Genomic DNA, 25,039 nt, shown 5'->3' on the forward strand with positions numbered 1-25,039 from the left:
GGTTCCGGTGTTGCTGCTGATTGTCACAGTCGTATCCCGTGTGGCTCAGGTCACCGAGCTACTTGGTCGCCTTGTCGTAGATGACCGCGACGGAGCCGGTATCCGGGGTGAACAGGTCCTTGTCCACCGCCTTCCAGCCACCGAGGTCGGCGATCGTCCACAGCTTCTGCGGGGTCGGGAAGTCCTTGGCGTAGTCGGCGGCCACCTGCGGGTCGACCGGGCGGAAACCGGCCGAGGCCCAGGCCTTCTGGCCGGCGGGGGTGAACAGGAAGTCGCGGAAGGCGGTGGCCTTGTCCAGGTTCTTGCTGTTCTTCAGCACCGCGACCGGGTTCTCGATCTTGAAGGTGGTCGGCGGGATGATGTGCTCGATCGGATCGCCGTTGCGCTCGGAGAAGATAGCCTCGTTCTCGTAGCTCAGCAGCACATCACCGGTGCCCTGCAGGAAGGCTTCGGTAGCTTCGCGGGCCGACTTCGGCTGCACCTTCACGTGGTCTTTGGAGATGAGCTGGCCCAGGTAGTCCAGGCCCGCCTGCGGGTTCTTGCCGCCGTCGCTCTTGGCCGCGTACGGGGCGAGCAGGTTCCACTTGGCCGAGCCGGAGCTGAACGGGTTCGGCGTGACCACCTCGATGCCGGGCTTGATCAGGTCGTCCCAGTCCTTGATGCCCTTCGGGTTGCCCTTGCGGACCACGATCGCGACGACCGAGCCGTACGGAATTCCCTTGGTGGCGTCGGCATTCCAGCTCGCGTCGACCAGACCGGCGTCGACCAGGCGAGTGATGTCGGGCTCGACCGAGAAGTTCACGATGTCGGCCTCGGCACCGTCCTTGACCTTGCGGGACTGGTCGCCCGAGGCGCCGTAAGAGCCGTTGACCTGAATGCCCTTGCCCTTGTCGGTCTTGTTGAATTCGGGGATCACCTTGTCGAAGCCGGGCTTCGGCGCAGAGTAGCCGTAGAGGTTGAGGGTGCCGCCGCTGCCGTCGGCTGTGCCCCCGCCCGCGGTGTCGCTGGCTCCACCACCGCACGCGGTGAGCACCACCGCGGCGAGCGTGGTGAGCGCTGCGGCCATGACCGGGCGACGGTGTGATCGAGACGATCCGGTGAGCAAGGATCTGCATGACATCGGGGTGGAACCTTCCTGATATTGCAACGCCGCGACGGGGACGATGGGTAGCGGCGGCAGCTGAGACGGCGCGGCTACGGACCTGGGGTCACCAGGATTACGGACACGACTGCGAAAGGTGCGCGCCAGTCTAAGGGAGAAATACGCAGCAGGGCCCGGCGCCGATCAGCGACAGAGAATATCCGCGACCGCGAGGTTGCCGACAGCGATCAACGCCAATTCATGGCGGACCTGCGGGACGGCACTCGAAGACACGGGCAGACTGTAGCAGAAGCACGTGACACCATCGAATCCGCACATTTCAGACTAATGGGGGTTCTATCCATGACAACTAGCCCGGATCGCATACGCACCCGGTTTCCCGGCATCAGCACCCGCGCGTGGGAGCACCCCGCCGATCGCACGGCGCTGGTGACGATGCGGTCGCTGAGCGGTTTCGACACGGTGCTGCGCACGATGTCGGGGCTGTTGCAGGAACGTCAGCACCGGCTGCTGTACCTGGCCACGGCGGTCCGGGTCGACGAGCGGCAGTTCCGTTCGCTGCATCAGCTGCGCCAGGACTGCGTCGAGGTGCTCGACGCGCCGACCACGCCGGAGATGTTCGTGCTGCAGAGCCCGCACGCAAATGCCCTCACCATCGGCATGGATCAGCCGTTCATCGTGCTGACGACCGGACTGATCGATCTGATGGACACCGAGGAGCTGCGCTTCATCGTCGGCCACGAGCTCGGGCACGCGCTGTCGGGTCACGCGGTGTACCGGACGATGCTCATGCACCTGTTGCGGCTGTCGGCCAGCGTGGGCTGGATGCCGGTGGGCGGCTGGGCATTACGCGCCATCGTGGCCGCGCTGATGGAGTGGAGTCGCAAGTCCGAGTTGTCCGGCGACCGGGCCGGGCTGCTGTGCGGCCAGGACGTCGAGGCGTCGGTGCGGGTGCACATGAAGACGGCGGGCGGGACCTGGATCACGGAAATGAACCACGGCGCGTTCCTGGCCCAGGCCGACGACTACGAACGCTCCGGCGACCTGCGTGACGGCGTACTGAAACTACTCAACCTGGAGCTGCAGAGCCACCCGTTCTCGGTGCTACGGGCCGCGGAACTGCGCCGCTGGATCCAGTCCGGTGACTACAACCGCATCCTCGGCGGCGACTACCCGCAGCGCGCGCACGATAAGAACACCAGCATCAGCGAGGAGATCAAGGAAGCCGCCCGCACCTACCGGCAGAACTTCGACCAGTCGGAGGATCCGCTGATCCGCACCGTCCGCAACCTGGGCCGCGATGTCGGTTCCGCGGTGAGCACGGTCGGTCACGAGGTCGGCGAGACCGTCTCCAAGATCGGCAAGCGCTTCAACGATTGGCGCACGGGCGAGCGTGAGGACTGAGGCGACAGCGCGCACGGCCGCGACCGGACGCAGCTCTCAGCGGGTGAACAGCCAGGCAACGACGACGAGGACCAGCAGAGCGACGAGGGCGAACTGAACGCGGGAGCGAGGCATCAACGCGCCCCGCTCTGCACGGTCTCGCGCACCTCGATGGCGGGCGCGACCAGTTCCGGCAGCACGGCCGCGACCGGCGCCGGATCGTCATTACGGCCGAGAAGCTGCAGCCCGGCCCGCAATACCCGGTCGAGCACAGAGGCGATAGCGAAGCTGACCGGCACCATGCCGACGAGAACAACGAGGAACTGCGGGATGAACGGCAACCCCGCCACCCATAGCTCGAACCCGTCCCACCATCCAGCAACTTGATGCACGAACCACAGCCTACTCACGCCGCATAAGCGACCACCGTGCGAGCCTGCGAGCGCCCGCAGGCTCGCAAATTCGACACAGCGCTGGGGTGGAACGAAGATGAGGTATGGCGTCTTACGATGACTTGACCGTCGACGAACCCGACGACCTGCCGTTGCCCGGTGCGATGACGGTGTCACAGAGCCACGCCACCTTTCCGCCGATCGATGATTACGCGTTCCTGTCGGACTGCGAGACCACCTGCTTGATCGCCAGCAATGGCGCGGTCGAGTGGATGTGTGTGCCGCGGCCCGATTCGCCGAGCATTTTCGGCGCGATCCTCGATCGCAGCGCGGGTCACTTCCGGCTCGGCCCGTACGGCGTGAATGTGCCCGCCGCGCGCAGGTATCTGCCAGGCGGGATGATCCTGGAAACCACCTGGCAGACCGAGACCGGCTGGATCATCGTGCGCGACGCCCTGGTGCTCGGCCCCTGGCACAACAATGATCAGCGCAGCAAGACCCATCGCCGCACGCCGATGGACTGGGACGCCGAGCACATCCTGTTGCGCACGGTGAAGTGCGTGAACGGCACGGTGGAGCTCCAGATGAGCTGCGAGCCGGCCTTCGACTATCACCGCGCCACCGTGAGCTGGGAGTACACCGGCAAGGTCTACGAGGAAGCGACCGCCGTGCGTTCGGAAGACCCGAGTGCGGGCCCGACCCTGGTGCTGACCACCGATATGCGACTCGGGCTGGAGGGGCGGGAGGCCCGCGCCAGGACCAGGATGCAGGAGGGCGACGAGATATTCGTCGCGTTGACCTGGTCGGAGCTGCCCGCGCCGCGCACGTTCGAGGACGCGGCGCAGAAGATGTGGGCCACCACCGAATGCTGGCGACAATGGATCACGCTCGGCAACTTCCCAGATCATCCGTGGCGCAACTACTTGCAGCGCAGCGCGCTCACTCTGAAGGGACTCACGTACGCGCCGACCGGTGCGCTGATGGCCTCCGCCACCACCTCGCTGCCGGAAACACCTGGCGGCCAACGTAATTGGGACTACCGCTACACCTGGGTGCGCGATTCCAGCTTCGCGCTGTGGGGTCTGTACACGCTCGGACTGGACCGTGAGGCCGACGACTTCTTCGCGTTCCTCAACGACGCCACCACCGGCGACAACGGCGAACCCGTTCCGCTGCAAGTGCTTTACGGCATCGGCGGCGAACGCGAGATCACCGAGATCACGCTCGACAATCTGTCCGGCTACGACGGCGCCCGGCCGGTCCGCATCGGCAACAATGCGTACAACCAAGACCAGCACGACATCTGGGGCACCATGCTCGATGCGGTGTACCTGCATGTGAAGTCGCGCCAGCAGGTTCCGGAGACGCTGTGGCCGCTGCTGGAACGCCAGGTTAACGCGGCCATCGCGCACTGGCAGGAGCCCGACCGCGGCATCTGGGAAGTACGCGGCGAGCCACAGCATTTCACCTCCTCGAAGGTGATGTGCTGGGTGGCGCTGGACCGTGGCGCGAAGCTGGCCGAACTGCACAACCAGTTCGAGCACGCCACCGAGTGGTACACCATCGCCGAAGAGATCAAGTCCGACATCCTCGCGCACGGCGTGAACGCCAACGGGGTGTTCACCCAGACCTACGGCGGCGACACCCTGGATGCCTCACTGCTGCTGGTGGTGCTGACCCGGTTCCTGCCGCCCACCGACCATCGGGTGCGCGCGACGGTGCTCGCGATCGCCGACCGGCTCACCGAGAACGGTCTGGTGATGCGGTACCGGACCGAGACCACCGACGACGGATTGACCGGTGAGGAGGGCACATTCACCATCTGCTCGTTCTGGCTGGTGTCGGCGCTGGTGGAGATCGGTGAGCTGCAGCGGGCCAGGCACCTGTGCGAACGCCTGCTCGGCTTCGCCAGCCCGCTGCGGCTGTATGCCGAGGAGATCGATTCGCGCAGTGGCCGTCACCTGGGCAACTTCCCGCAGGCGTTCACCCATCTGGCGCTGATCAACGCGGTGACGCATGTAATCAGGGCCGAGGAATCGCGCAACACCGGCGGATTCCAACCGGCGCACACACCGGCCAGTCACCCCTGCTGACTACCGCACTAAACCGGGACGAGACTGTCTGCGCTGGAACGCAATCCGCGCAACTTGCCCAATTGGAGGTCGAGTTCGGCGATCCGCTGTTCACGGCGGTCGCCGTACTTCCCGGACGCCTCCTCCGCGGACCGCAGCGCCTCATCGGCCGCACGCAGCACGTCGGTGGCGATATCGGTGAAGTGGTCGCGCAGCGTGCGCTGCATGGCGCGCAACCGGTTTCGTGACTCCTTGCCGACCTGGAAGACGACATCGTCCATCAGCCTGGCGACCGCGACCTTGGCCTCGGCCTGACGGCGCTGTTTGCGGGCCTTGCGGTCGTCCCACAGTGCGTTGACACCGAGCAGCACCGCGGCGGCGGCCGAATACCAGTTCACCAGCGGCATTTTCAGCAGGCTGGTGAGCAGGCCGACCATGAGCAGGCCACCGTAGGAACCACGCATGGCGGTCAGCAGTTGGGTGAACACGCCGGATTTCGAGCTCACCAGCGGTTCCAGCGACGCGACCGGCTCCAGTACCTCGCCGGGATTGTCCAACCGCAGATCCGGTAGCGACGGGGTGCGGTTGTCGGCCGGGAACCGCGCGGCCACCTGCTCACACAACTCCACCGACCGGTAGTGCGCCATCACGAAGTTCTCTTCGACGGCCTCGCAGATGCGCGCGTCCAGATCGGTCCCGAATTCTTTCCAGCGGCGCGCGGGATCGGTCTCGGTGATCTCGGCCTCGGCGTCGCGGACCAGGCTGCGCAGCCGGTGGCGCAGATCGTGTTCGATGTCGGCCATCAGCTCGGTGCTGCCGTCGACGAGGGCGATCTGCCAGTTGGCCGAACGCTGCCGCAATTGGTCGGCCTGATCGCGGGCGGCCAGCAATTGCGCGGTTATCTCGGCGCGCTTGCGCGGATCGCGCAGCGTTTCCGCCTCGGTCCGCATGGTCATGGCCAGGTGGTCGGTGACCAGCCGGATGTCCTGCACCGCGGCGTCGATCGCGACGGTGTCGGCCCGGGCCACCACGTAATCGCGCAGGTGATCGATGAGCTGCGGCACACCGGATTCGATGTCGCGCTGGTAGTTGCCCGCCTGCCGGTGCAGTTGCGCGGAAACCGGCGCTACCGCGAAGCCGAGCCCGGCCGCATCGAGCAGTTCCCGGTTGCGCTGCTGGACGTGCTGCCACTGCGGGTACAGATCGATCTTGTTGATCACGCAGATCACCGTCGGGCACACCTGCTGGATGCGCTGCAATTGGGCGATCTGTTCCGGGGTGAATTCGGAGCCCGCCTCGCCGACGTAGAGCACGGCGTCGGCTGCGGCGATCATCGACCAGGCGGTGTGGTCGTCCCCGTTAGCGCCGGGGGCGTCCATCACCACGACGCCGTCGGCGAGCAATGCGGTGGGCTCGGTGAACTCCGCGCGGATCACACCGTCGGCATGCAGTGCCGGGGCCGGATCGAGCGGATCCACCGGCTGGCGTTCGGTGCGACCGTTGCCGACCGACTTCACCAGGGTCGCGGTCGACTCGGGCCCGTACTCCACGATCACCGGAACGCTCAGCGCACTGTTGGTAGCACTGACCTCCGCCCCGACCAGGCCGTTGACCAGGGTGCTCATGCCGTTCTTCGCGTCACCGACAACCACGAGCCGAACCCGGGGGTCACTAACCTTGGCCCGGACCATGTTCAGTCGGCCACCGAGGTCATCGCGGCCCGCGGACCGGGTCATCTCCCGCAGTTCGTCGAGAATCCGGATCAGTGGCGCCATCGCGTCCGGGTGTTTAACCGTCACGGCCTCCAGCCCGGCTGCGGCAGACAACGCTCCTCCTCAACTCCTCGTTCACTTCGATCAACGATGACATGACGGTGCGCGGGCCCTTGCAAGTACCCCGCGCATCCGACAACAGCGGTGCTCCACGGCTACATCAGCACGATGTCCAGTCCGCCGGGCATCAGGTGGTGAGTCTCGGCCATGGTCGTGTCGGGCAGCAACGGCGTGGCCAGCCCGCCCGCCACCATGATCGTCAGCGCCGAATGGTCGTCGACGGGCACGAACATGGACGGGTCGTGATGATCGAAGAACCCGCTCGGCGACCCGAGATCGCCGGCGATCGCATGCGGCCTGGGATCGGGGCCGGTCGGCGGCTTCATCGGCATGACCGGCGGCTGCGCGGTCGGGACCGGCACCTGCGCCGACGGCACCTCGACGTCCATCGTCGGCGTGATCGGCGCCAGGGTCGGCGCGGGCTCGTTGTGCGAGACAGTGGGCTGGGTGGGCTGCTGGGTCGGCACATCCACCGTCGGGATATCGGCGCTTGGCTGGGGTTGGGTGCTGGGAGCGGTGTGCCCGGTGGTGCCAGCACCCGCACCGGTGCTCGGGGTGCTCCCGGGGCCGCCGGTGCTCGGGGTGGTTCCCCCCGCGCCGCCGGTATTCGGGGTGGTCACGTCGTCGTCCGGCGTCGGAGTCGATCCCGAGTGCGTCGGTACGGCGGTCGTCCCGGGCGTATGCGTGTCCGTCGCGGTGGGCAGCTTGGTGGCGGTCGGCTCGGATCCGGTGCCCGACCCTGGTGTCGGGGTGATACCGGCGCCCGGCGTCTTGGCGATGCCGGAGTCGGGTGTCTTCGGGATGGTCGGATCCGGGGTGACGACGGTGCCCGGTGTCGGCACGGTCTTGGTGATCGTCGTGGGGATGTTCGCCGTCGACGGGGTTCCCGTATACACGGGCGTAGTGGTCGTCACGGTGTCGACCACCGGCTGCAGCGGATTCGGATGGTCGAACAGTGCGGGCACCGCCGCGGCGGGCGCGGTCAGCGGCGACGGACCCGATGCCACAAGGACATTGGCGATCGGCGTGGTCGCGGCATCCGGCTGGATGATGGTCTGCAACGGGGTCGCCGCCACCGGCTGCGCCACGGTCATCGCGGAGGCAGGCGGCGGGGCGACCGGCGCGATCGGTGCGATCGGTGCGGCGGGTGCGATCGGCAGCGCCACGGCGGTCGGCATTGTGGGCTGGGTGACGCCGATGGTCTGCGGGGTGGCCCCGAGACCGGAATTAGCCGGAGTCCCCTGGTGATCCATCGTCGAACGCGCGGACGGGGTGTGCGCGCCGGGCGACGAGCTGTCGAGCCAGTGGCTGAAGCGATCGACCTGATCGCCGACATTGGTGCCCGCGGCGGTCACTACTTTCGCCCCGGCGGACGCCTCCACCCGCAGGTCGGTGTCTATGTAAGCGCCGTTCGGGCCGAGGCCGACATCCACCCGGAAGTCGGTGTGGATATCCGCGTAGGCCTGTGCGCCGAGGAATACGCCGAAGTCACCATGGCCGACACCGTCGAACGGATTACTGACCGCACCGTTGAAACCGTGGCCGTCGTACGCATGATCGCCGAACGCATTGCCGTCGAACGCGAGGCCCGCGAACGAGGTGGCGTCGACAGCGTGGTTGCCGAAGACATGACCGTCGAAGGCATGGCTGCCAATGCCGTCGAGAGGATGGTTCGACACCGAGCCGTCGGCGTCATCCGACTGCGCGGTGTCGTTCGTGTTCGCCGACTGCGCGGTGTCGCTCGCGTTTGCCGCGGCAGGGACCCTCGGCAGACCGAAGATGTTGGATCCCGGTGCGACGAAACCGGTTCCGTCCGGCATGCCGAAACCGTGTCCGGCAGTGCCCAATCCGTGCCCGGGCAGACCCAATCCGTGGTTACCGGGCTGGTCGATGAAGTCGCGCCAGTCGGGAATCTGCGGGCTGTACGTGTTCGGACCCGGATACGACGGGGTGTGACCTTCGGACGAATCGCTGTGCGGCGCACGCCAATCCGGCACGCCACTGCGGTGCTCGTCCCGGAAGTTCGGGAAGTTCGACGAGTACGGGCCCGGCGCACCGTCGTGCCCGTTCGGGATCATCGGCGCCTTGTTCCAGGTGGGAGCGGGCGGGTTCGCGGCAGGCGGATGGAAGCCGTGACCGCTGACATCGCGGACCGGCGGCTGGGGCGCCGAACTCGAATCCGGCTCCGGGAAGGTGACCACGGGACTCGGCGCGTCCGGTTCCGGATCGCTGTTGCGGGCCCAGCCGGTATGCCAGCTGTCCAGCCGCTGCGAACCGGGCGGCGCGGGTACTCCGCCGCCATTGGCGGCCACCAGCGCGCCACCGGTGACGTACGCGCCGGCCCTCGCTACCCGCGCGACACCCGTCGCAACGCGATACGCCGTATCGCCCGCTCGGTCGTCAGCGTCGGTGTCACCGCTGTCGAAGGGCAGGTCACTCGTCATGCAAGCTCCACTCTCAGGTTTCCAGCATCCTCACCACGCCGGGCAGACCGAGTGAAGATCACCTAACGATATTTCCGGAAAACCCAACTGTCACATTCTCCAGGACCGGAGAGAACCCGACCGTGACGAGCAACACAACCCTGCCACGGGGGATTCCAGAACGGAAGCCCCCTTTTTCTGGGCATTCCAAACTGGACACAGCCTCAATTAAGTGTCGTCACCGGCCCCGATCCGCACGTCCGACTCCCGCCGCGACCGCGGACCGAAACCGCGCCGACGAAAATTAAGAAATCTCTAATGATTGCTCAAGAGGAGCTGAAGATCCGCTTCTTACGGTCGATCTCGCCGCACCAGCCCGGTCGGCAGCTTCGACCCGAAGGAGACATCACCATGACGGCACCCATCGGACGCCGCAGAGCCCGCGTCGCGGCAGTGTTCGCCGGAACCGCCCTCGCCGTGGTCGCGGCGGGCGCCGCATCCGCCCAGCCCACGGTGGTGACACCGGGCGGGCCCGACGGCCAACTCCTTGTGTGCACCCAGGGCCAACCCGCGGGGCCCCCGGTACTGATCAATCCGGGTCCGGGGCCGCACGCGGGACCCCCCGTACTGATCAATCCGGGCCCGGGGCCGCATATCGCCGGGCCCGCGCAGCCACTGCCGCCCGGGGTCGACCCGACCGTCTGCCCAGACATCGAGCAGGGCGGACCGGTCATCATCGCGCCCGGACAGCCCGGCGGGCCGCACGTGATCATCGAACGCCGCGGACCGGGCGGACCACGCGGCGTCATCCGGTCCGAACCCGCGAATATCGCCCCGACCGGCAGCAGCGGCAGCTGACCGAGCACCGGCTCATAGGGTGGCTCCATGACCGGACAACGCATCTTGGTCGTGGACGACGAGGTTCGAGTTCTCGCGTCCTTGCGACGCGGACTCGAACTCTCGGACTTCGATGTGGTGACCGCGGGGGACGGCGCCGAAGCGCTGGCGATGGTCCGCACCGCGGCCCCGGACGCCATGGTGCTCGACGTCAACATGCCCAATCTCGATGGGGCGGGCGTGGTTACGGCGTTGCGCGCGATGGGCAACGACATTCCGATCTGCGTGCTCAGCGCCCGCAGCGCCGTCACCGACCGGATCGCCTGTCTGGAACGCGGCGCCGACGACTACCTCACCAAACCCTTCGATCTCGGCGAGCTCGTCGCCCGGCTCCGTGCATTGCTGCGACGGCGACCACCGGTCACCGAGCGGCCAGGGGATCTGTGCCGAGTGGGCCAGGTGACGATCGACCGAGCCGGACACCGGGTGCGGGCGAACGGCCGGCCGGTGGAACTGACCAAGCGCGAATTCGAGGTGCTCGCAGTGCTGGCCAAGAACATCGACATCGTGCTCGGACGCGAGCAAATCCTTTCCGCGGTATGGGGTTACGACTTCGTCACCGACACCAATGTGGTCGATGTGTTCGTCTCCTACCTGCGCCGCAAGTTGGAGGCGCCGGGTGCGCCACGGGTGATCCACACTGTGCGCGGTGTCGGCTTCGTCCTGAGAGAACAGCCATGAGGGCGTCGTTGTCGCTGCGCGCGCGGGTAGCGCTGGTGTCGGGTGTCGTCGCCGCGCTGCTGGCCGTCGCGCTCGGTATCGCGTATGTCACGCTGATCGGGGCCACCGGTTCCCAGCAGTTCGACAAGACCGTGTCGACCATGGGTGTTGCCATCGCGCCACCGCTGCAAGGCCCACCGCTGCAAGGCCCACCGCACGTGGCGCTTCCGGCCCTGCCGCCACCGCCGAATCTGCCCGCGCCAGGGGAACTGGCCCGCACGGTGTTCCTGACCCGGGACGACGTTCGCACCACCGTCCAGGGTGCGCCCGGGCTGATCGTGCGACTGGAGCCGGATCGCGCGCTGGTGGACTCGGCCATCCGACGCAGTCAGCTGATCGGCCTGTGGATCGGGGTGGCCGGGGTGGCGCTTGCCGCAGTGCTCGGCTGGTTCCTGGCCGGCTATGCCGCACGGCCGCTGCGCCGACTCGCCACTGCCACGCACAGCATCGACACGCTGGAACAACTGCCGCCACTGTCCGGTCGCGGCGCGCGTGAGGCGGAGGAACTGTCCGACGCGATCACCCGGATGCTGACACGTTTGGAAGCTGCCCACGGCGTGACCAACCGTGCGCTGGCGAGTGCACGCGACTTCGCCGCTGTCTGCGCACATGAGTTGCGCACCCCGCTCACCGCCATGCGCACCGACCTGGAAGTCTTGTCCACCAAGGACTTACCAGCCGACCAGCAACGTGCGGTGCTGTCGGACGTGCTGCTCGCCGAACGGCAGATCGAGCACACCCTCGCGGATCTGGAGCGGCTTGCCGTCGGTGAACTCACCGAATCCGACGCCTTCGAACCGTTCGAGCTGTGCGAAACCCTGGACCGCGCAGTGCAGGACGCGCGACGCAGGCATCCCGAGGTCCAGATAGACCTCACTGAATGCGCCCCGACCACGCTGACCGGTCTGCCCGGCGGCATCATGCTGATCATCACCAACGCGGTTGCCAACGCGGTCCAGCACGGCAACGCCCACATCGTCGCGGTCGCCGCCCGCCCCGCCACCGATCGAGAACCGCCCGGCGTCGAGATCGTCATCGACGACGACGGCCACGGCATCCCCGACGACCTCACCGCCACCGCCTTCGACCGCTTCGTCAAGAGTCCCGGCTCCCCCGGCTCCGGACTCGGCCTGGCCCTGGTCCGCCAGCAGGCCGAACTGCATTCCGGCACAGCCGAACTCGGCCACAGCCCACTGGGCGGCGTCCGGTTGCGGGTGCGGATCAGCGCTCTCGGCCCGACAGTGTCCGGGCAGTCTGACTGAATGCCTGCAGGCGACGCTTGTCGATCACGTGCCGAGACCCTCCAGGGGAGAAGCCGCACCGGCCCAACTGAGGCCATAGTGTCAGCGCTGAGCGCGAACCCCTACTTCTGACCCTTCGGCTTGTCGGAGGCGGCGTCCGAGGAAAGGGCGGCGACAAAGGCTTCCTGCGGGACCTCGACGCGGCCGATGGTCTTCATCCGCTTCTTGCCTTCCTTCTGCTTCTCCAGCAGCTTGCGCTTACGGCTGATGTCGCCGCCGTAGCACTTGGCGAGCACGTCCTTGCGGATGGCGCGGATGTTCTCGCGGGCAATGATTTTCGAGCCGATTGCGGCCTGGATGGGCACCTCGAACTGCTGGCGCGGGATCAGCTCACGCAGCTTGCTGGTCATCTTGTGGCCGTAGGCTTGGGCGGCGTCCCTGTGCACGATCGCGGAGAACGCGTCCACCGCCTCGCCCTGCAGGAGGATGTCCACCTTGACCAGCTGCGAGATCTGCTCACCGGACTCTTCGTAATCGAGGCTGGCGTAGCCGCGGGTGCGCGACTTCAACGAGTCGAAGAAGTCGAAGATGATCTCCGCCATCGGCATGGTGTAGCGCAGCTCGACGCGGGTCTCCGACAGGTAGTCCATGCCGCCCAGTTCGCCACGCCGCTGCTGACACAGCTCCATGATCGAGCCGATGAACTCGCTCGGCGAGATGACGGTGCACTTCACCACCGGCTCGAAGACGTTGCGCACCTTGCCTTCCGGCCAGTACGAGGGGTTGGTGACGACGTGCTCGGTGCCGTCCTCCATCTCCACCCGGTACACCACGTTCGGCGCGGTGGAGATCAGGTCGAGATCGAACTCGCGCTGCAACCGCTCGCGGGTGATCTCCATGTGCAGCAGGCCGAGGAAGCCGCAGCGGAAGCCGAAGCCGAGCGCGACCGAGGTTTCCGGCTCATAGGTCAGCGCGGCATCGTTGAGCTGCAGCTTGTCCAGTGCGTCGCGCAGGTCGGGGTAATCGGAGCCGTCCACCGGGTAGAGGCCGGAGTAGACCATCGGGCGGGGCTCGCGGTAACCGGTCAGCGGTTCGGTGGCGCCGTTGCGGGCCGCGGTCACCGTGTCACCGACCTTCGACTGGCGCACGTCCTTCACGCCGGTGATCAGGTAGCCGACCTCGCCGACGCCGAGGCCCTGGGTTGGCTTGGGTTCCGGCGAGACGATGCCGACCTCGAGCAGTTCGTGGGTCGCGCCGGTGGACATCATCTTGATCTTCTCGCGCGGAATGATCCTGCCGTCCACCACGCGGACGTAGGTGACCACGCCGCGGTAGGTGTCGTAAACCGAGTCGAAGATCATGGCGCGGGCGGGCCCGTCGGGATCGCCGACGGGCGCCGGGACCGTCTTGATCACCTCGTTGAGCAGTTCGGCCACGCCGACGCCGGTCTTGCCGGACACCCGCAACACGTCATCGGGTTCGCAGCCGATGATGTGCGCGATCTCGCCCGCGTAGCGGTCGGGGTCGGCCGCCGGGAGGTCGATCTTGTTCAGCACCGGGATGACCGTCAGATCCTTGTCCAGGGCGAGATACAGATTCGCCAGCGTCTGCGCCTCGATGCCCTGGGCCGCATCCACCAGCAGCACCGCGCCCTCACATGCCTCCAGCGCACGGGACACCTCGTAGGTGAAGTCGACGTGGCCGGGCGTATCGATCAGGTGCAGCACGTAATCGGTGCCGTCGACCTGCCAGGGCAGCCGGACATTCTGGGCCTTGATGGTGATACCGCGTTCCCGCTCTATATCCATCCGGTCCAGGTACTGGGCGCGCATCTGCCGCTCTTCGACCACACCGGTCAACTGCAGCATGCGATCGGCCAGCGTCGACTTTCCGTGGTCGATGTGCGCGATGATGCAGAAGTTCCGGATCCGCGCGGGATCGGTGAACGTCGTGTCGGCGAAGCTGGCGGGCACTCCACTCCTCATTGGGTATCGGCAAACTGCCGTCTATCGTCCCATGAGCGGTGCACCGCAACCGTCGGCGGTTCGCCGAAGCGTTGCATGCTGGTGTCCAGGCGCCATGTCTTCGCAGTCGGAAACAGCAGTGGCCGGTGGCGAACCGACGCGGTGATCGAGCAGATCGACCGATGGCACGCTCGCATCGGTCGACCCGTGGTGAGGGCCGATCGCAAATTCATCGCCGTACCATCGGATTCCCACGCGGATGAACGGCAGCGCGCCGTTATTCTCCAAAGATGGCCCGAAGTTGGAACTCTCTCGGCAAGCAGCTAGGCCTCATCGCGAAGGAGCAGGGTCCCAAGATCGTCAAGCAGCAGGGACCGAAGCTGGTGGACAAGCTGCAACGGTCGTCGCTGCTGGAACGTGCGGTCGGCTCGATCGGACCGCGCAAGACGCGTACCGTCGCGGTCCGCCCCACCGCCTCGACCCCGGTGCCGACGGGTGAACGAGCCAGGCAGATCGTCTATGCCCCGCACCTGGACGGGCGCGCGGACCCCGGCGAGATCGTGTGGACCTGGGTGCCCTACGAGGAAGACCCGACCTTTGTTCGTTTCGCCCACGTAGCTCAGTTGGCCAGAGCGTCGCTCTCGTAAAGCGTAGGTCGCCGGTTCGATTCCGGCCGGTGGCTCCACACCCGCCTTCGTAGCTCAGCGTGTTAGAGCAGGCAGCTTTTACCTGCCGGGTCGATGGTTCGAATCCATCCGGAGGCACACCGGAGGTACCTAATCCGGTACCGATGTTGGTACCATTGGCGTATGCCTGCATTGAACCTGACATTCACCGAAGACGAGATGGACACCCTCCGCGCTGCGGCAGCCGTGCACCAGGTCAGCCTCAAGACGCTCGTCCACGACGCCGCCCTCAACATGGCGAGCGAACACCGCCGCCGTGTCATTGACGCTGCACATGCAGTCGCTGAGCGGTCGTCTGAACTGAATCGTCGGCTGGCGTGACCGAATACCTAGAACGTGACGACGTCCTCATAGCGGGCTCTGTCGCGGTTGGGCATCCGCTGGAGGTCGGCGACTGGGGGCTACTGGATGCTGCGGTAGCGCGGCCACGCGCCACTGTGTTCGGTCAGGATGCCTACGCCGGGTTGTTCGAGAAGGCGGCTGCCATGTTTCAGTCGTTGGCCCGAAACCATGCGTTGATCGACGGAAACAAGCGGACCGCGTGGGCTTCGGCGTGGACGTTCCTGTGGGTCAACGGTGTCGAACTCGCTGACGGGTTCGATGTGGATGCCGCTGAGGAGTTCGTGAACTCTGTTGCGAAGCAAGGCGAGTTGACCGTTGCGTGGATAGCCGATCGGCTCGCCTCGTTCGCGGAGTGACTGACCTGGCTTTGCGGCCCGGAGTTTGGCGGGATCTCCGTCATCAAAACCCTCACATCCCTCTGTAGCGCAGCCTGGGAGCGCAACGCCTTGTCAGGGCGGAAGTCGCGGGTTCAAATCCCGCCAGGGGGACTTTGGGAGGAATATCCGGCACGGCTGCCGGTGCCGTTTCGAAAACGGACAGAAGCCGAAAGGCTTTGGGGGTCGGCACCTCATTCCTCCGCAAACCGCCTGGTAACAGGCGTCAAAGACTGCGACAAGCCCCCGAACACACCGAGCCAACACAAACAGGGTCGGGTTGAGCGTTGTCGCACTAATTCGCCAGCCTCCCGCGTGAGCGCCCGTAAGGGCTGCCGTGGTGATCGGCTGGCGCTGGCCCCGGACTACCCGTGGGCGGCTTGCTCGCGTTCAGCGGTCGGCGCGCACATGATCGGAGCATCGGTCGGGGCCGGGGCCGCCGGGCGGGGTGCCCGGCGGCTGGCGGGCGGGCTATCGCACTCGCAGTGGACGAGGAACCGGCATCGGTAGCCCATGCCGTGAGCGTGCGTGTCCCGCACTCCCGGCCGCGCGACGCGGTCGGACCGTGACGCCGCACCCTGTCCCGCACCGGCAGCTCCTGCCGCAGAGAAGAGGTAGCCGACGCCGCGTGGCGGCCGCCGCAGCGCAGCCGCACCACCAGCGCCGCACCCGCCGCACCCGGTGCCGCACCCGCCGCACCTACCGTTGCGGCGCCCATCGAGCACCGCATTCAGGCACTCTGAGCCCGTCTCATTTTGCGAGGCCGCAGCAAAATGTCAGCGGCGAAACCGCATTCGTATGTCAGCGAGCTATCGCTTGGTGTGTCGGATGGTTGGGCGGGATCGGCAGCGCGGTCGAGTGGGTATTACCGACATCGCCGGTCCAGGACCCGTAGGGCACCCGATTCGCCTGAACAAGACTAGGTCCCACGACTACCCGTCTCGCCATGCCGCACGCAGATGCTGTCTCACGGCCGAGCAGCATCGGTACGCGATGACACCCACTCTCGGCGTTGAGAGCCTTGAGCAGCTGCATAACCTCGGATTCACGGAAGCGACGGTGGCCACCCGGAGTCCGCAATGATCCGAGCCGACCCGCGTGCGCCCATCGAGTTACGGTCTTCGGGTCGACGTGAAACAGGGCCGCCACCTAACCAGGGGTAAGCAGTGTGTCCGGCGTTGCGCACCCCGAGGTCCGTTCGACCCGCTGACGCTCCTACTCGCCTCCAAGATCGCAATCCCCGAATATAGATGGATTGTCATCGAATTCGAGCCGGGTCTAGCATGGATGGATGGGGGATCCGCTAGAGGTGCATCAAGACAAGCTGCGCGCCACCGCGACATGGCTGGAACAATCGGCACACGAATTCGCCGACGACGTGAACAGTCATATGCGCAAGGTGCACGAGTTCGTCGGGGGTGATTGGCGAGGCGACGCGGCGAAATCCCACCAGAGTCCTTGGGACGATTGGGAAGAGGGGGCGCGCCGGGTGATCGGTTCGTTCGTCACCGACGCGGGCTTGCTGCGCGACGCGGCCACTACCTACGTGAAAACCGATGGGACATCGGCGCATTCGATCGAGCAGGCCGGGCGCCGCGGTGGAGTGGATCGGTCATGACCGACTATCGCGTCAACGTACCCGAGCTGGGACGGCTGATCGATGAGTCCGCCGACCTGGAGAAGAAGATCGAGGACCGCGTCACGGCCATCGAGAAACGCATCGACCAGCTGCATGTCGACTGGAGCGGTGCCGGAGCGGCCGGTCACAAACGAGCCCACGACGAGCGAGTGGCGGCGGTCGCCGAGATGCGCGAGGCGCTGCGGAGCCTGCGGGACAAGCTGCGCACCGCGCACGAGGCCTACGGGTGGGTCGGGCCCGCCAATCACGGGATGTGGCCGTGAGCGTCCCGATCATTCTGTGCAAGGCGCAGGAATACCATTCCGCCGGTGAGGCTTTCGGGGACTGCGCGACCGAATCGGGCAGCGTGCACTCCGGACTGGTGCAGGTACTCACCGCCAACGTGGGCATGGCCGGCAGCGACAGCACCGGCGAGGACTGGGCGAGACCGTACGACGAGGCCGCGAAACTCGCGGTCTCGACCTCGTCGCAACTGGTGACCGCCTTCGGCCAGATTCGGGAATTGGTGGTCAACGGCGCCTACAACCACGAGGTCGCCGAGGCCAAGGCGAACCACAAGGAAGTGCCGCTGCCGCCCAAGCCAGCGCCGACGCCACCGGCGAACCTCTCGCAGGAGGTCCCGTCGGCCCAGGGCCACGGTATTCCGGAACCGTTCGGCTGGTCGATCATCAAGGACATCGTCGGTGCCCTCTGGCCCAACGGGGACCAGGACAAGCTCAGGACCGCGGGAACCGCGTGGCATATCGCCGCCGGAGACTTCCACACCATCGCGGGCGAGGCGTGGCAGGGCATCAACCTGCTCACCAAGCAGAAGTCCGTCGAAATCGAGACGGCGGTGCAGACCAGCAAGGACCGGCAAACCGATCTCAACGATCTCGGCGACGCCTGCCAGTCCCTCGGCGACGCCTGCAACGAATACGCCAACCACCTCGACGAAGCCCACAAGAAAATCATCGAAGAACTCGAGGAATTCGCCGTCGAAGCTGCCGTCGGCGAGGTCATCTTCGCGGTCCTCGCCCCTTTCACCGCAGGCATCTCCGAAGCGGTAGGCAATTCCGCGGTCGCCGCCCGCGTCGCCATGAAGGCGCGCCGCGTCGCCACCATCATCGGTGAACTCGCCACCAAGGTGGGCGCACTGATCGGCCGCGCCGTCAGGCCGTTGATCGAAAAGCTGAGGCCGCTGTTCGAAAAGGTGCGTCAGTGGGTAGAGGCAGCCAAGTCTAAACTGTCGAAAACGAAGGAACCGGGCGGCAAAGAACCAGAGAACTGGCCGAAGAAGGAGCTCAGCCCAGAGGCTGCGAAGACGGCGGAGAGCGTCGAGAAGAAGCTGAACGATTACCTCCTCAATCCGGACCATGCGGTCGGCGGTCCGAAAGCGAAGTGGTTCGAACAGGCCCTCGGGTTCAACCGTGGAAATGCGAGCGAGCTCGGATCTCAGATCGTCTTCAATCCGGCGACTGCCGTAGAAACCGGTGTGACGCAGTACGGTACGAAGTACAACCAGGTCATCAGTATCGTGGGTGCCAATGGAAAGACCATCGACGTTTCGTTCGCGTGGATACGGAACAACGACGGAATCGTCAGGTTGGTCACGGCGATCCCGACCAAGAAGTAAGGACCACATGTTTCAGGAAAACGACGTCGTCAGGTTGGTTCGCGGGGTGGCCACGGACAGCTCGACGCGCTGGCCGGGCATCCCGTCCACGGCCCTCGTTGCCGGTTCGGTGGGTACCGTCGTCATGGTCCTCGGCGATGGCGAGGCGTATGAGGTCGAGTTCGTCGCCGAGGACGGCATGACCCTGGGATTGTTGACGCTGACCGACTCGGACTTGGAGTCGGTGCCATAGCGGGCCATTCGATCAGGGAACCGGGTTCGACCCGACCCGGCTACCAGGCGGAATCGGTTACTGAGTAGCGTGGGTCGGGATTGTAGGTGTCGGTGAAGTGGGGGTCGGGGTCGGTGGGCGAAACTTTGCGGCGCTCAGGGGAATGCGGGGGTGCGGTGGAGGCTGGGATGGGTTTGGGGATGGGGAGGTCGGGGATTTCTTCGGCGAGGTCGGTCAGGGTTGGCAGTCGGGCGCTTCGAAGTTGTAAGGGGGCGAGTAGTTCCTGGGTTTTGCGGGCTAGGTCGGCGGAGGCTTGTTGGGCTGCTTCGGTGACGGCGGCGGCGAGTTCGGGGAGGGGGAGATCTTCGGCGCCTGGGCCGAATTTGGTTTCGATGATGGTGTTGTCGGCGTTGACGGTTACGGTGACTCGTTTGCCGCGCGCGGTGGCGGTGGCCATGAGTTCGGCGCGCTCGGCGACCAGCAAGGTGGCGATGCGCATCTGGAACCCCGGCCCACGAGGCGCACGTCACGACGAATACGTCCTCGAACTCGCCACTGTCGTAACCGCAGGTGGGAGCGCTGACAAATCGTATCGCCTCTCGTCCAAGTGAGAGGCCGCCGCCGCACGAAACTGTCAGCAATGAAGCCGCACGAAACTGTCAGCAGTAATGGGCCTTCCGACCCCGCGCTCCAACTACACGATCAGCTATCGCCGATGCCGCGTTCGATACGGGCGATGATTCCCCGGTATGCCTCGCGCATGATCGGATCAAGATCGTGAACATCGTCCTGGAAGGCTTTGAACGCCGCGAGAAGGGCTTTCAGGTCGGCGCGATCGACGGTGACGATATCCGCCGCCCGCTGCCAACGGCCTCCGTCAACGCGATAGAGCACCTCGCCAGGGACCGCCTGTCCCGGGGCGGGATGAAATGTCAGCGGATCCGGTCTCTCTGCCGATCGATCTGTGATCGAATTAGCGCAGTGCCTGTCGGCGTGTCAGCGGGGTGTTAAGTTGCGGGCCAAGAGATCTGGAAGGCCGTGCCGGTGGTCGACGCGAGCGGACGCGCGCTGCGACAGGTTGCTGTCGATCGGTTGGCGCAGCTGTCGGAGCAGGGCTGTCCATCCAGTGATCATGTCCGGCTGACGGCTGAGACGCTGGGTGTCGCCGAGCGCACGGTGTGGCGGTGGTTGTCGGCGCGGAGGCTGGAAACGCCAGCGGCGCAACGGGAGCGGTTCCGAGTCGACGACCGGTTGCGGGTCCGGCTGGCGTACTGGCGAGGCAACGCGGCGGCCCTTCAACGCGAGGTGGCCGAGCAGCACCGTGCTGGGGCCCTCCAGCGCCGAGCGTGTCGACGGTGCAGCGGGCGATTCTGCGGGACCTGACACTTGGGGAGCGTGCGGGCCTGCCGTGGGGAGCGGGAACGCCGCAAGTTCGACGTGTTCCTGAAGCGGCCGGTTTCGCACCGGAATGCAGCGTGGGAAACAGACCACGTCGAGGCCGCGGTACAGGTTGACGTCGATGGACAGCTGGTGAAGCCGTGGGTGACGTGGTTCGTCGATGCCGCGCACGATGTGATTCTCGGTGTTGCGGTGACGCCGCAGGCGCCGAGCCGCGAGAGCATCCTGGCGGCGCTGCGCGCGGCGATCGCCCGCAGCGAGCCGTATGGGCCCGCGGGTGGTCTGCCCGCGGTGGTGCGTGCCGATCAGGGCAAGGATTTCCTGTCGCGCACGGTTGGCGAAGCGATGGGCGCGTTCGCGGTCAGGGTTGTCGACTTGCCTGGATACACAACGCATTTGAAGGGCACCGTCGAGACCGTGAACGGCGCGGTCGATCGGATGTTGTTCGCAGGCCTGCCGCGCTACACCCACCGGCAGACCCAGGCGAGCGGTGCGCTGGTCGATCCGGACCAGCCCGCGCTGACGTTCGAGGCGTTCGTCGCCGAGTTACTGGCGTGGGTGGGCTGGTGGAACCGCGACCACGTCATCGACGAGCTCGGTGGCCGGACGCCGTTGGCGTCGTGGCTGGCCGATCCGACACCGATCCACGATGCCGATGAGGCGAAGCTGTGGATGTTCACCATCGAGGACGACCGCCGCCACCGCAAGATCACCTCCAAGGGCGTCGGATTCGGACGGGGCCGCTTCTACATCGCGGACTGGATGGTGGGCCGCGTCGGGGCCACGGTCCGGCTGCGGTACATGCCGCACCACGATCACGAGGTGGACGTCTTCGACGCCCGCACCGGCGCGCATCTGGGCCGCGCCGAGCTGGCCGACCGGGCATCGGAGGCGACCAAGGCAGCCGTACGTCGTGCCCGCGACCGCAAGGCGGCCAGGTTGCGAGCGGAGTTGTCGGCGGCCGAACGTGCCCGGCGCACCCGGTATGCCGCCACGACGACACCGGTCCCGGCGAAGCGGCTCGACGCCATGACCGTCACCGAGGCCGACCGGGAACGCGGCGACGAGCAGGACGCGGACCTGGCGCGGTGGGCGCGGCCGGACTTGATTCCGCTGCCGCCGCCAGCGCCGGGCTGGGTCATGCCGATCGATCTGGATGAGGTGCACCACCGCAGCGGGAGAAGGAAGAAGCAGCCGTGACTCGACCACCGCATCCGGGTGCCGACCTCGACGCTGCGGCCGATCACTTCCTCGGCCTGGCGGACGCGCACATCGTGGCCACCGACGCGCTGCTGCTGATGAAGGACAACCTGGCCGACGTGATCGACGCCAAGGCGATGATGTGTGTGCACGGCGACGCCGGTGTCGGAAAGACACTGTCGGTCAACGCCACGCTGCGCGAGCTGTCCCCGGACACGGTGTGCCGGGTGCAGTTCCGGGCCCGCCCTACACCGCGCGATATCCGGCACACGCTGTTCGACGCGCTCGCGATCGGCGGGGCGCCGCCACGCAAGCCAATCGAGTTCGACAAGGTACTCAAAGACGTTCTCTCCGAACGTTTCCGGGTGCTCGTGTGCGATGAGGCGCAATGGTTGTCGCGGGAGTGCTTCGAGTACTGGGCGCACCTGTGGGACAACCGGCGCACCGACTCGCAATTGTGTTCGTCGGCGGCGGGGACTGCTATCAGGTGCTGCGCCGCGAGCCGATGCTGTCCTCCCGCGTCTATGTGTGGCAAGAATTCCGGCGTATGACACCCAAGCAGGTGCTGCGGGTGATCCCGGCCTTCCACCCAGTGTGGGAGAACACCGACCCGCAGACCATAGGCTTCGCCGACTCCCACGCCGGGCACGGCAATTTCCGTGCCTGGGCCAAGATCACCTCCCACACCGTGCGCGCGCTCACTCGGCTCGACCGTTCCCAAGTCGACGAAGAAGTGATGGGCTGGGTGTTCTCCAAACTGTCGGGACAAGCGGGGTGAACACCTACCAATGGCACGACGACCTGGCCGAGGAGTTGAACATCGAGGCTCCCACGCACCGGCCGGTCACCGTGCTTCGTGACCCCGCCGACACCGCGGCGGCTACCCACGCCCTACTCGCCGCGCACAACCCCGAGCAGGGGACCGTCACGGTGCATCCGACGCCGTCGACGAAGTCCGCGCTCGCGCTGGCTACCGACGTCCTGGCCGCGGCGGGGTGCTCGATAGCCCGGATCGTGCCGGAGAAGGTGGCCGCGATCGAGCCGCTGTCGCGGGCGGTGCTGGCCTGGTTCCATGCTCTGCGGATCCAGCACCTGGTGGTGCTGCGCGCCCACACCCTCGCTCCCGACCAGCTCGCTTGGCTGCTGCGGCAACGCCGCGTCGGCGGCGTGCATCTGGTCCTGGTGTGGCACCACCCGGATCCCTTCGGGCACTCCAGGTTCGCGCTCGCGGGGCTGGCTCACCACGTGACCGAGGACCCCGGTGTGGTCCTGGACGAGATCAGTACTCCCACAACCACTCGCGCACCCGCATCTGGCGGGCAGGATCTGCCGCAGGTGCCCGACACGGACGTGCGCACGTTCCGCGTCGACGCTGCGCAGGCCCTGGCACCCGAGCAGTTCGCCCGCGTCGACGCCGTCTACAACCAGGCGATCGAGAGCACTTGCGCGTGGCTCAGCGCGCACACCGGCGTTTCGTGCGAACTCGCCCACACCGGCGTCGGCTCCGGAGCATGGGTCGGCGCGGCCGACGGTGACTATGCCGAGCGGATGCTGGACACCCTGGCCGACCAACGCGCCTACCTACGCAAACTGTCCGAACGCCGCCCCGAGGCCGGGATCGCGCAGAGCTGGTAAATAAGCGCACCCGGGAGGCCGTGCGCGACCAGATGAGCGGCACCGTGCTCCGCGAAATCGACGAGATGTGGCAAGACGAACTCTTCGCTCCTCCGGAGGCGGATCCAGAGCCGGTCGGCGGCGAGCGGGTGACACGCTTCCAGGGGTACCTGGAGCTGGTGGACTGGACCGATCCACGACACGTCACCCGCGCGCTCCGCGTTTTCGAAGTCGCGCTACGACATCTCTTCCACCACCCCTGGGCGCCTGACTGGGACCCATCCGAGAGCATCGAGCGATTACGCAGACTCTTTGCGCGCGACGGCTACACCTTCGACCACGAAGGCCGGATCTCCGGCGGGCCGTCGATCGTGCTGAAGCGTGAGGACCTGGGCGACCTCCGCGACGCGACGGTGATCTTCGAGCATCTGGACCGCATTGATCACGCTGTTGCCCGAGACGACCCTGCGCTGGCGATCGGTTCCGCGAAAGAGCTCGTGGAGAGCACCGCCAAACTCGTGCTCCGGGAGCGAGGCGTGCCTTTCGACAACGGTGACGACCTTCCGAAGCTCGCCCGCGCGGCGGAAGAGCCGCTGATGATCCACCCCACCCAGGCAAAGCCAGGACCAGACGGATCCTCGACGATCCGTAAGGTGCTCGGCGCGGCGCTCACCATCACAAGCGGAATCGCCGAGCTCCGAAAACGACTACGGCACCGGCCATGGGCGCGATACAGCTTCGTCGGGTTTGGGTCCCCGTCACGCGCGCCTGGCCGTGAACGGGGCGCGGCTGTGGTGTCAGTTCATGCTCGACACGCTCGCCGATCCGAAGGCTCTCTGGCGACGGACCGAACCGGCCGACATTACCGAGCCCCCAGCGATACGCGCGTCGAGGGGAACGCACCGGAGCCTTCAACATCTCGCGGGCCACGGCTTACCGAATCTTGTCAGCGTAGGTTGACGTACATCACCAATCTAGGTGTGTCTCATCAGCACCTTTGTGTCGGCGAAGCTGGCGGGCACTCCACTCCTCATTGGGTATCGGCAAACTGCCGTCTATCGTCCCATGAGCGGTGCACCGCAACCGTCGGCGGTTCGCCCAAGCGTTGCATGCTGGTGTCCAGGCGCCATGTCTTCGCAGTCGAAAACAGCAGTGGCCGGTGGCGAACCGACGCGGTGATCGAGCAGATCGACCGATGGCACGCTCGCATCGGTCGACCCGTGGTGAGGGCCGATCGCAAATTCATCGCCGTACCATCGGATTCCCACGCGGATGAACGGCAGCGCGCCGTTATTCTCCAAAGATGGCCCGAAGTTGGAACTCTCTCGGCAAGCAGCTAGGCCTCATCGCGAAGGAGCAGGGTCCCAAGATCGTCAAGCAGCAGGGACCGAAGCTGGTGGACAAGCTGCAACGGTCGTCGCTGCTGGAACGTGCGGTCGGCTCGATCGGACCGCGCAAGACGCGTACCGTCGCGGTCCGCCCCACCGCCTCGACCCCGGTGCCGACGGGTGAACGAGCCAGGCAGATCGTCTATGCCCCGCACCTGGACGGGCGCGCGGACCCCGGCGAGATCGTGTGGACCTGGGTGCCCTACGAGGAAGACCCGAACAACGGCAAGGACCGCCCGGTCCTCGTAGTCGGGCGCGACCGCAAAACCCTGCTCGGCCTGATGCTGTCGTCCAATCCGGAACGCGCGCACGACCGCAACTGGATCGGAATCGGCAGCGGCAGTTGGGATCACGAGGGCAGGCCGAGCTGGGTCCGCCTCGATAGGGTGCTCGATGTGCCCGAGGACGGGATCCGCCGCGAGGGCGCGATCGTGGCGCGCAAGACCTTCGACCTGGTCGCACATCGGCTGGTCATCGAATACCAGTGGAGCTGAGGATGATCGAGTAATGAACCGCGTGCCTGGGCCGACCAAGGTCGCCATGCTG

The 25,039-nt window shown here is 66.4% G+C and carries 24 protein-coding genes, 3 tRNA genes and 3 pseudogenes; 20 read left to right on the forward strand and 10 right to left on the reverse strand.

Translation table 11 applies throughout. From position 1 onward, the window contains the following. Positions 1 to 58: 58 nt before the first annotated feature. Positions 59 to 1,066 carry a sulfate ABC transporter substrate-binding protein gene (locus ACV7NQ_RS07350; RefSeq protein ID WP_463365573.1) on the reverse strand — a complete coding sequence of 336 codons (1,008 nt, stop codon included), beginning with the start codon at positions 1,064 to 1,066 and terminating at the stop codon, positions 59 to 61. A 219-nt stretch (positions 1,067 to 1,285) separates the two neighbouring features. Continuing rightward, on the reverse strand, positions 1,286 to 1,375 hold the full coding sequence (locus tag ACV7NQ_RS07355; RefSeq protein ID WP_309546086.1) for an Ms4533A family Cys-rich leader peptide: 90 nt from the start codon (positions 1,373 to 1,375) through the stop codon (positions 1,286 to 1,288). 69 nt (positions 1,376 to 1,444) lie between these two features. Between ACV7NQ_RS07355 and ACV7NQ_RS07360 the strand changes: the two genes are divergently transcribed. Continuing rightward, on the forward strand, positions 1,445 to 2,506 hold the full coding sequence (locus ACV7NQ_RS07360; protein ID WP_463358927.1) for a M48 family metallopeptidase: 1,062 nt from the start codon (positions 1,445 to 1,447) through the stop codon (positions 2,504 to 2,506). A gap of 113 nt (positions 2,507 to 2,619) precedes the next feature. Here ACV7NQ_RS07360 and ACV7NQ_RS07365 read toward each other — a convergent pair whose 3' ends face one another. Continuing rightward, positions 2,620 to 2,877, reverse strand: a complete 258-nt coding sequence (locus ACV7NQ_RS07365) for a hypothetical protein (RefSeq protein ID WP_463358928.1) — start codon at positions 2,875 to 2,877, stop codon at positions 2,620 to 2,622. Between the two features lie 104 nt (positions 2,878 to 2,981). On the opposite strand from ACV7NQ_RS07365, the gene ACV7NQ_RS07370 reads away from it, so the two are divergent. Beyond that, positions 2,982 to 4,970 (forward strand): glycoside hydrolase family 15 protein, encoded by a 1,989-nt coding sequence (locus ACV7NQ_RS07370; protein WP_463358929.1) that lies wholly within the window; start codon positions 2,982 to 2,984, stop codon positions 4,968 to 4,970. A gap of 8 nt (positions 4,971 to 4,978) precedes the next feature. On the opposite strand, the gene ACV7NQ_RS07375 is transcribed toward ACV7NQ_RS07370, so the two are convergent. Continuing rightward, the gene (locus ACV7NQ_RS07375; protein WP_463358930.1) at positions 4,979 to 6,775 is read right to left on the reverse strand and encodes a dynamin family protein; all 1,797 of its coding nucleotides are present in this window, start codon (positions 6,773 to 6,775) and stop codon (positions 4,979 to 4,981) included. 101 nt (positions 6,776 to 6,876) lie between these two features. Next, on the reverse strand, positions 6,877 to 9,225 hold the full coding sequence (locus tag ACV7NQ_RS07380) for a hypothetical protein (protein WP_463358931.1): 2,349 nt from the start codon (positions 9,223 to 9,225) through the stop codon (positions 6,877 to 6,879). A gap of 390 nt (positions 9,226 to 9,615) precedes the next feature. On the opposite strand from ACV7NQ_RS07380, the gene ACV7NQ_RS07385 reads away from it, so the two are divergent. Genes ACV7NQ_RS07385 through ACV7NQ_RS07395 form a run of 3 tightly spaced genes read left to right on the forward strand, consistent with a single transcriptional unit; the run spans position 9,616 to position 12,083 of the window. Then, complete coding sequence (locus ACV7NQ_RS07385; RefSeq protein WP_463358932.1) at positions 9,616 to 10,062, forward strand: hypothetical protein; 447 nt, start codon at positions 9,616 to 9,618, stop codon at positions 10,060 to 10,062. Between the two features lie 27 nt (positions 10,063 to 10,089). Continuing rightward, positions 10,090 to 10,782, forward strand: a complete 693-nt coding sequence (locus ACV7NQ_RS07390) for a response regulator transcription factor (RefSeq protein WP_463358933.1) — start codon at positions 10,090 to 10,092, stop codon at positions 10,780 to 10,782. Continuing rightward, positions 10,779 to 12,083, forward strand: a complete 1,305-nt coding sequence (locus ACV7NQ_RS07395; RefSeq protein ID WP_463358934.1) for a sensor histidine kinase — start codon at positions 10,779 to 10,781, stop codon at positions 12,081 to 12,083. The genes ACV7NQ_RS07390 and ACV7NQ_RS07395 overlap by 4 nt, the downstream gene beginning before the upstream one ends. 101 nt (positions 12,084 to 12,184) lie before the next feature. Here ACV7NQ_RS07395 and lepA read toward each other — a convergent pair whose 3' ends face one another. Continuing rightward, complete coding sequence (lepA, locus tag ACV7NQ_RS07400) at positions 12,185 to 14,047, reverse strand: translation elongation factor 4 (protein ID WP_463358935.1); 1,863 nt, start codon at positions 14,045 to 14,047, stop codon at positions 12,185 to 12,187. Between the two features lie 587 nt (positions 14,048 to 14,634). On the opposite strand from lepA, the gene ACV7NQ_RS07405 reads away from it, so the two are divergent. From ACV7NQ_RS07405 to ACV7NQ_RS07425, 5 genes are all read left to right on the forward strand, one after another. Then, positions 14,635 to 14,711: transfer RNA gene (locus ACV7NQ_RS07405), tRNA-Thr, on the forward strand. A gap of 5 nt (positions 14,712 to 14,716) precedes the next feature. Continuing rightward, positions 14,717 to 14,790, forward strand: a tRNA-Lys gene (locus ACV7NQ_RS07410). A 45-nt stretch (positions 14,791 to 14,835) separates the two neighbouring features. Next, positions 14,836 to 15,033, forward strand: coding sequence for an antitoxin Phd (locus ACV7NQ_RS07415; RefSeq protein ID WP_463358936.1), 198 nt, complete (start codon positions 14,836 to 14,838; stop codon positions 15,031 to 15,033). Further along, on the forward strand, positions 15,030 to 15,410 hold the full coding sequence (locus tag ACV7NQ_RS07420) for a type II toxin-antitoxin system death-on-curing family toxin (protein WP_463358937.1): 381 nt from the start codon (positions 15,030 to 15,032) through the stop codon (positions 15,408 to 15,410). Before ACV7NQ_RS07415 ends, ACV7NQ_RS07420 begins: the two co-directional genes overlap by 4 nt. A 58-nt stretch (positions 15,411 to 15,468) precedes the next feature. After that, positions 15,469 to 15,542: transfer RNA gene (locus ACV7NQ_RS07425), tRNA-Asp, on the forward strand. Between the two features lie 885 nt (positions 15,543 to 16,427). Here ACV7NQ_RS07425 and ACV7NQ_RS07430 read toward each other — a convergent pair. Then, a pseudogene (locus ACV7NQ_RS07430) lies at positions 16,428 to 16,577 on the reverse strand (BldC family transcriptional regulator); the annotation flags it as partial. Positions 16,578 to 16,719: 142 nt separating this feature from the next. Here ACV7NQ_RS07430 and ACV7NQ_RS07435 point away from each other — a divergent pair. The 4 genes from ACV7NQ_RS07435 to ACV7NQ_RS07450 are packed head-to-tail and all read left to right on the forward strand — an operon-like array spanning position 16,720 to position 18,914. Then, the gene (locus tag ACV7NQ_RS07435) at positions 16,720 to 17,046 is read left to right on the forward strand and encodes a WXG100 family type VII secretion target (protein WP_463358938.1); all 327 of its coding nucleotides are present in this window, start codon (positions 16,720 to 16,722) and stop codon (positions 17,044 to 17,046) included. Continuing rightward, complete coding sequence (locus tag ACV7NQ_RS07440; RefSeq protein ID WP_463358939.1) at positions 17,043 to 17,330, forward strand: WXG100 family type VII secretion target; 288 nt, start codon at positions 17,043 to 17,045, stop codon at positions 17,328 to 17,330. The genes ACV7NQ_RS07435 and ACV7NQ_RS07440 overlap by 4 nt, the downstream gene beginning before the upstream one ends. Then, positions 17,327 to 18,682 carry a DUF6883 domain-containing protein gene (locus ACV7NQ_RS07445; protein ID WP_463358940.1) on the forward strand — a complete coding sequence of 452 codons (1,356 nt, stop codon included), beginning with the start codon at positions 17,327 to 17,329 and terminating at the stop codon, positions 18,680 to 18,682. Before ACV7NQ_RS07440 ends, ACV7NQ_RS07445 begins: the two co-directional genes overlap by 4 nt. 7 nt (positions 18,683 to 18,689) lie before the next feature. Further along, the gene (locus ACV7NQ_RS07450) at positions 18,690 to 18,914 is read left to right on the forward strand and encodes a DUF4926 domain-containing protein (protein WP_463358941.1); all 225 of its coding nucleotides are present in this window, start codon (positions 18,690 to 18,692) and stop codon (positions 18,912 to 18,914) included. Positions 18,915 to 18,954: 40 nt separating this feature from the next. On the opposite strand, the gene ACV7NQ_RS07455 is transcribed toward ACV7NQ_RS07450, so the two are convergent. Both ACV7NQ_RS07455 and ACV7NQ_RS07460 read right to left on the reverse strand, forming a co-directional pair. Beyond that, complete coding sequence (locus ACV7NQ_RS07455; RefSeq protein ID WP_463358942.1) at positions 18,955 to 19,392, reverse strand: YbaB/EbfC family nucleoid-associated protein; 438 nt, start codon at positions 19,390 to 19,392, stop codon at positions 18,955 to 18,957. A gap of 203 nt (positions 19,393 to 19,595) precedes the next feature. Beyond that, positions 19,596 to 19,787 (reverse strand): hypothetical protein, encoded by a 192-nt coding sequence (locus ACV7NQ_RS07460; protein WP_463358943.1) that lies wholly within the window; start codon positions 19,785 to 19,787, stop codon positions 19,596 to 19,598. A 198-nt stretch (positions 19,788 to 19,985) separates the two neighbouring features. On the opposite strand from ACV7NQ_RS07460, the pseudogene ACV7NQ_RS07465 reads away from it, so the two are divergent. From ACV7NQ_RS07465 to ACV7NQ_RS07480, 4 genes and pseudogenes are all read left to right on the forward strand, one after another. Next, positions 19,986 to 21,491: pseudogene (locus tag ACV7NQ_RS07465) on the forward strand (Mu transposase C-terminal domain-containing protein). Beyond that, entirely contained in the window at positions 21,488 to 22,042 is a 555-nt protein-coding gene (locus ACV7NQ_RS07470; RefSeq protein WP_463358944.1) for an AAA family ATPase, read from the forward strand. Before ACV7NQ_RS07465 ends, ACV7NQ_RS07470 begins: the two are co-directional and overlap by 4 nt. Further along, a complete protein-coding gene (locus tag ACV7NQ_RS07475; RefSeq protein WP_463358945.1) occupies positions 22,039 to 22,269 on the forward strand; it encodes a hypothetical protein in 231 nt (76 codons plus the stop codon). The genes ACV7NQ_RS07470 and ACV7NQ_RS07475 overlap by 4 nt, the downstream gene beginning before the upstream one ends. Then, positions 22,266 to 23,126: a hypothetical protein gene (locus tag ACV7NQ_RS07480; RefSeq protein ID WP_463358946.1), complete on the forward strand. Its 861-nt coding sequence runs from the start codon at positions 22,266 to 22,268 to the stop codon at positions 23,124 to 23,126. The genes ACV7NQ_RS07475 and ACV7NQ_RS07480 overlap by 4 nt, the downstream gene beginning before the upstream one ends. Before the next feature lie 278 nt (positions 23,127 to 23,404). Here ACV7NQ_RS07480 and ACV7NQ_RS07485 read toward each other — a convergent pair whose 3' ends face one another. Continuing rightward, complete coding sequence (locus ACV7NQ_RS07485; RefSeq protein WP_463358947.1) at positions 23,405 to 23,710, reverse strand: hypothetical protein; 306 nt, start codon at positions 23,708 to 23,710, stop codon at positions 23,405 to 23,407. Positions 23,711 to 23,819: 109 nt separating this feature from the next. On the opposite strand from ACV7NQ_RS07485, the pseudogene ACV7NQ_RS07490 reads away from it, so the two are divergent. Both ACV7NQ_RS07490 and ACV7NQ_RS07495 read left to right on the forward strand, forming a co-directional pair. Next, a pseudogene (locus ACV7NQ_RS07490) lies at positions 23,820 to 24,065 on the forward strand (abortive infection family protein); the annotation flags it as partial. Between the two features lie 343 nt (positions 24,066 to 24,408). Next, positions 24,409 to 24,987 carry a type II toxin-antitoxin system PemK/MazF family toxin gene (locus tag ACV7NQ_RS07495; protein ID WP_463358948.1) on the forward strand — a complete coding sequence of 193 codons (579 nt, stop codon included), beginning with the start codon at positions 24,409 to 24,411 and terminating at the stop codon, positions 24,985 to 24,987. Positions 24,988 to 25,039: the final 52 nt, after the last annotated feature.

The sequence above is a fragment of the Nocardia sp. Tas62D01 genome, assembly GCF_055232035.1.

What these genes read in the sequence shown, in the direction of transcription:
- ACV7NQ_RS07350 (WP_463365573.1), bottom strand. Translation starts at nt 1,066, where the DNA reads ATGGCCGCAGCGCTCACCACGCTCGCCGCGGTGGTGCTCACCGCGTGC.
- ACV7NQ_RS07360 (WP_463358927.1), top strand. Translation starts at nt 1,445, where the DNA reads ATGACAACTAGCCCGGATCGCATACGCACCCGGTTTCCCGGCATCAGC.
- ACV7NQ_RS07370 (WP_463358929.1), top strand. Translation starts at nt 2,982, where the DNA reads ATGGCGTCTTACGATGACTTGACCGTCGACGAACCCGACGACCTGCCG.
- ACV7NQ_RS07380 (WP_463358931.1), bottom strand. Translation starts at nt 9,225, where the DNA reads ATGACGAGTGACCTGCCCTTCGACAGCGGTGACACCGACGCTGACGAC.
- ACV7NQ_RS07385 (WP_463358932.1), top strand. Translation starts at nt 9,616, where the DNA reads ATGACGGCACCCATCGGACGCCGCAGAGCCCGCGTCGCGGCAGTGTTC.
- ACV7NQ_RS07390 (WP_463358933.1), top strand. Translation starts at nt 10,090, where the DNA reads ATGACCGGACAACGCATCTTGGTCGTGGACGACGAGGTTCGAGTTCTC.
- ACV7NQ_RS07395 (WP_463358934.1), top strand. Translation starts at nt 10,779, where the DNA reads ATGAGGGCGTCGTTGTCGCTGCGCGCGCGGGTAGCGCTGGTGTCGGGT.
- lepA (WP_463358935.1), bottom strand. Translation starts at nt 14,047, where the DNA reads ATGAGGAGTGGAGTGCCCGCCAGCTTCGCCGACACGACGTTCACCGAT.
- ACV7NQ_RS07415 (WP_463358936.1), top strand. Translation starts at nt 14,836, where the DNA reads ATGCCTGCATTGAACCTGACATTCACCGAAGACGAGATGGACACCCTC.
- ACV7NQ_RS07435 (WP_463358938.1), top strand. Translation starts at nt 16,720, where the DNA reads ATGGGGGATCCGCTAGAGGTGCATCAAGACAAGCTGCGCGCCACCGCG.
- ACV7NQ_RS07440 (WP_463358939.1), top strand. Translation starts at nt 17,043, where the DNA reads ATGACCGACTATCGCGTCAACGTACCCGAGCTGGGACGGCTGATCGAT.
- ACV7NQ_RS07450 (WP_463358941.1), top strand. Translation starts at nt 18,690, where the DNA reads ATGTTTCAGGAAAACGACGTCGTCAGGTTGGTTCGCGGGGTGGCCACG.
- ACV7NQ_RS07455 (WP_463358942.1), bottom strand. Translation starts at nt 19,392, where the DNA reads ATGCGCATCGCCACCTTGCTGGTCGCCGAGCGCGCCGAACTCATGGCC.
- ACV7NQ_RS07475 (WP_463358945.1), top strand. Translation starts at nt 22,039, where the DNA reads ATGACACCCAAGCAGGTGCTGCGGGTGATCCCGGCCTTCCACCCAGTG.
- ACV7NQ_RS07495 (WP_463358948.1), top strand. Translation starts at nt 24,409, where the DNA reads ATGGCCCGAAGTTGGAACTCTCTCGGCAAGCAGCTAGGCCTCATCGCG.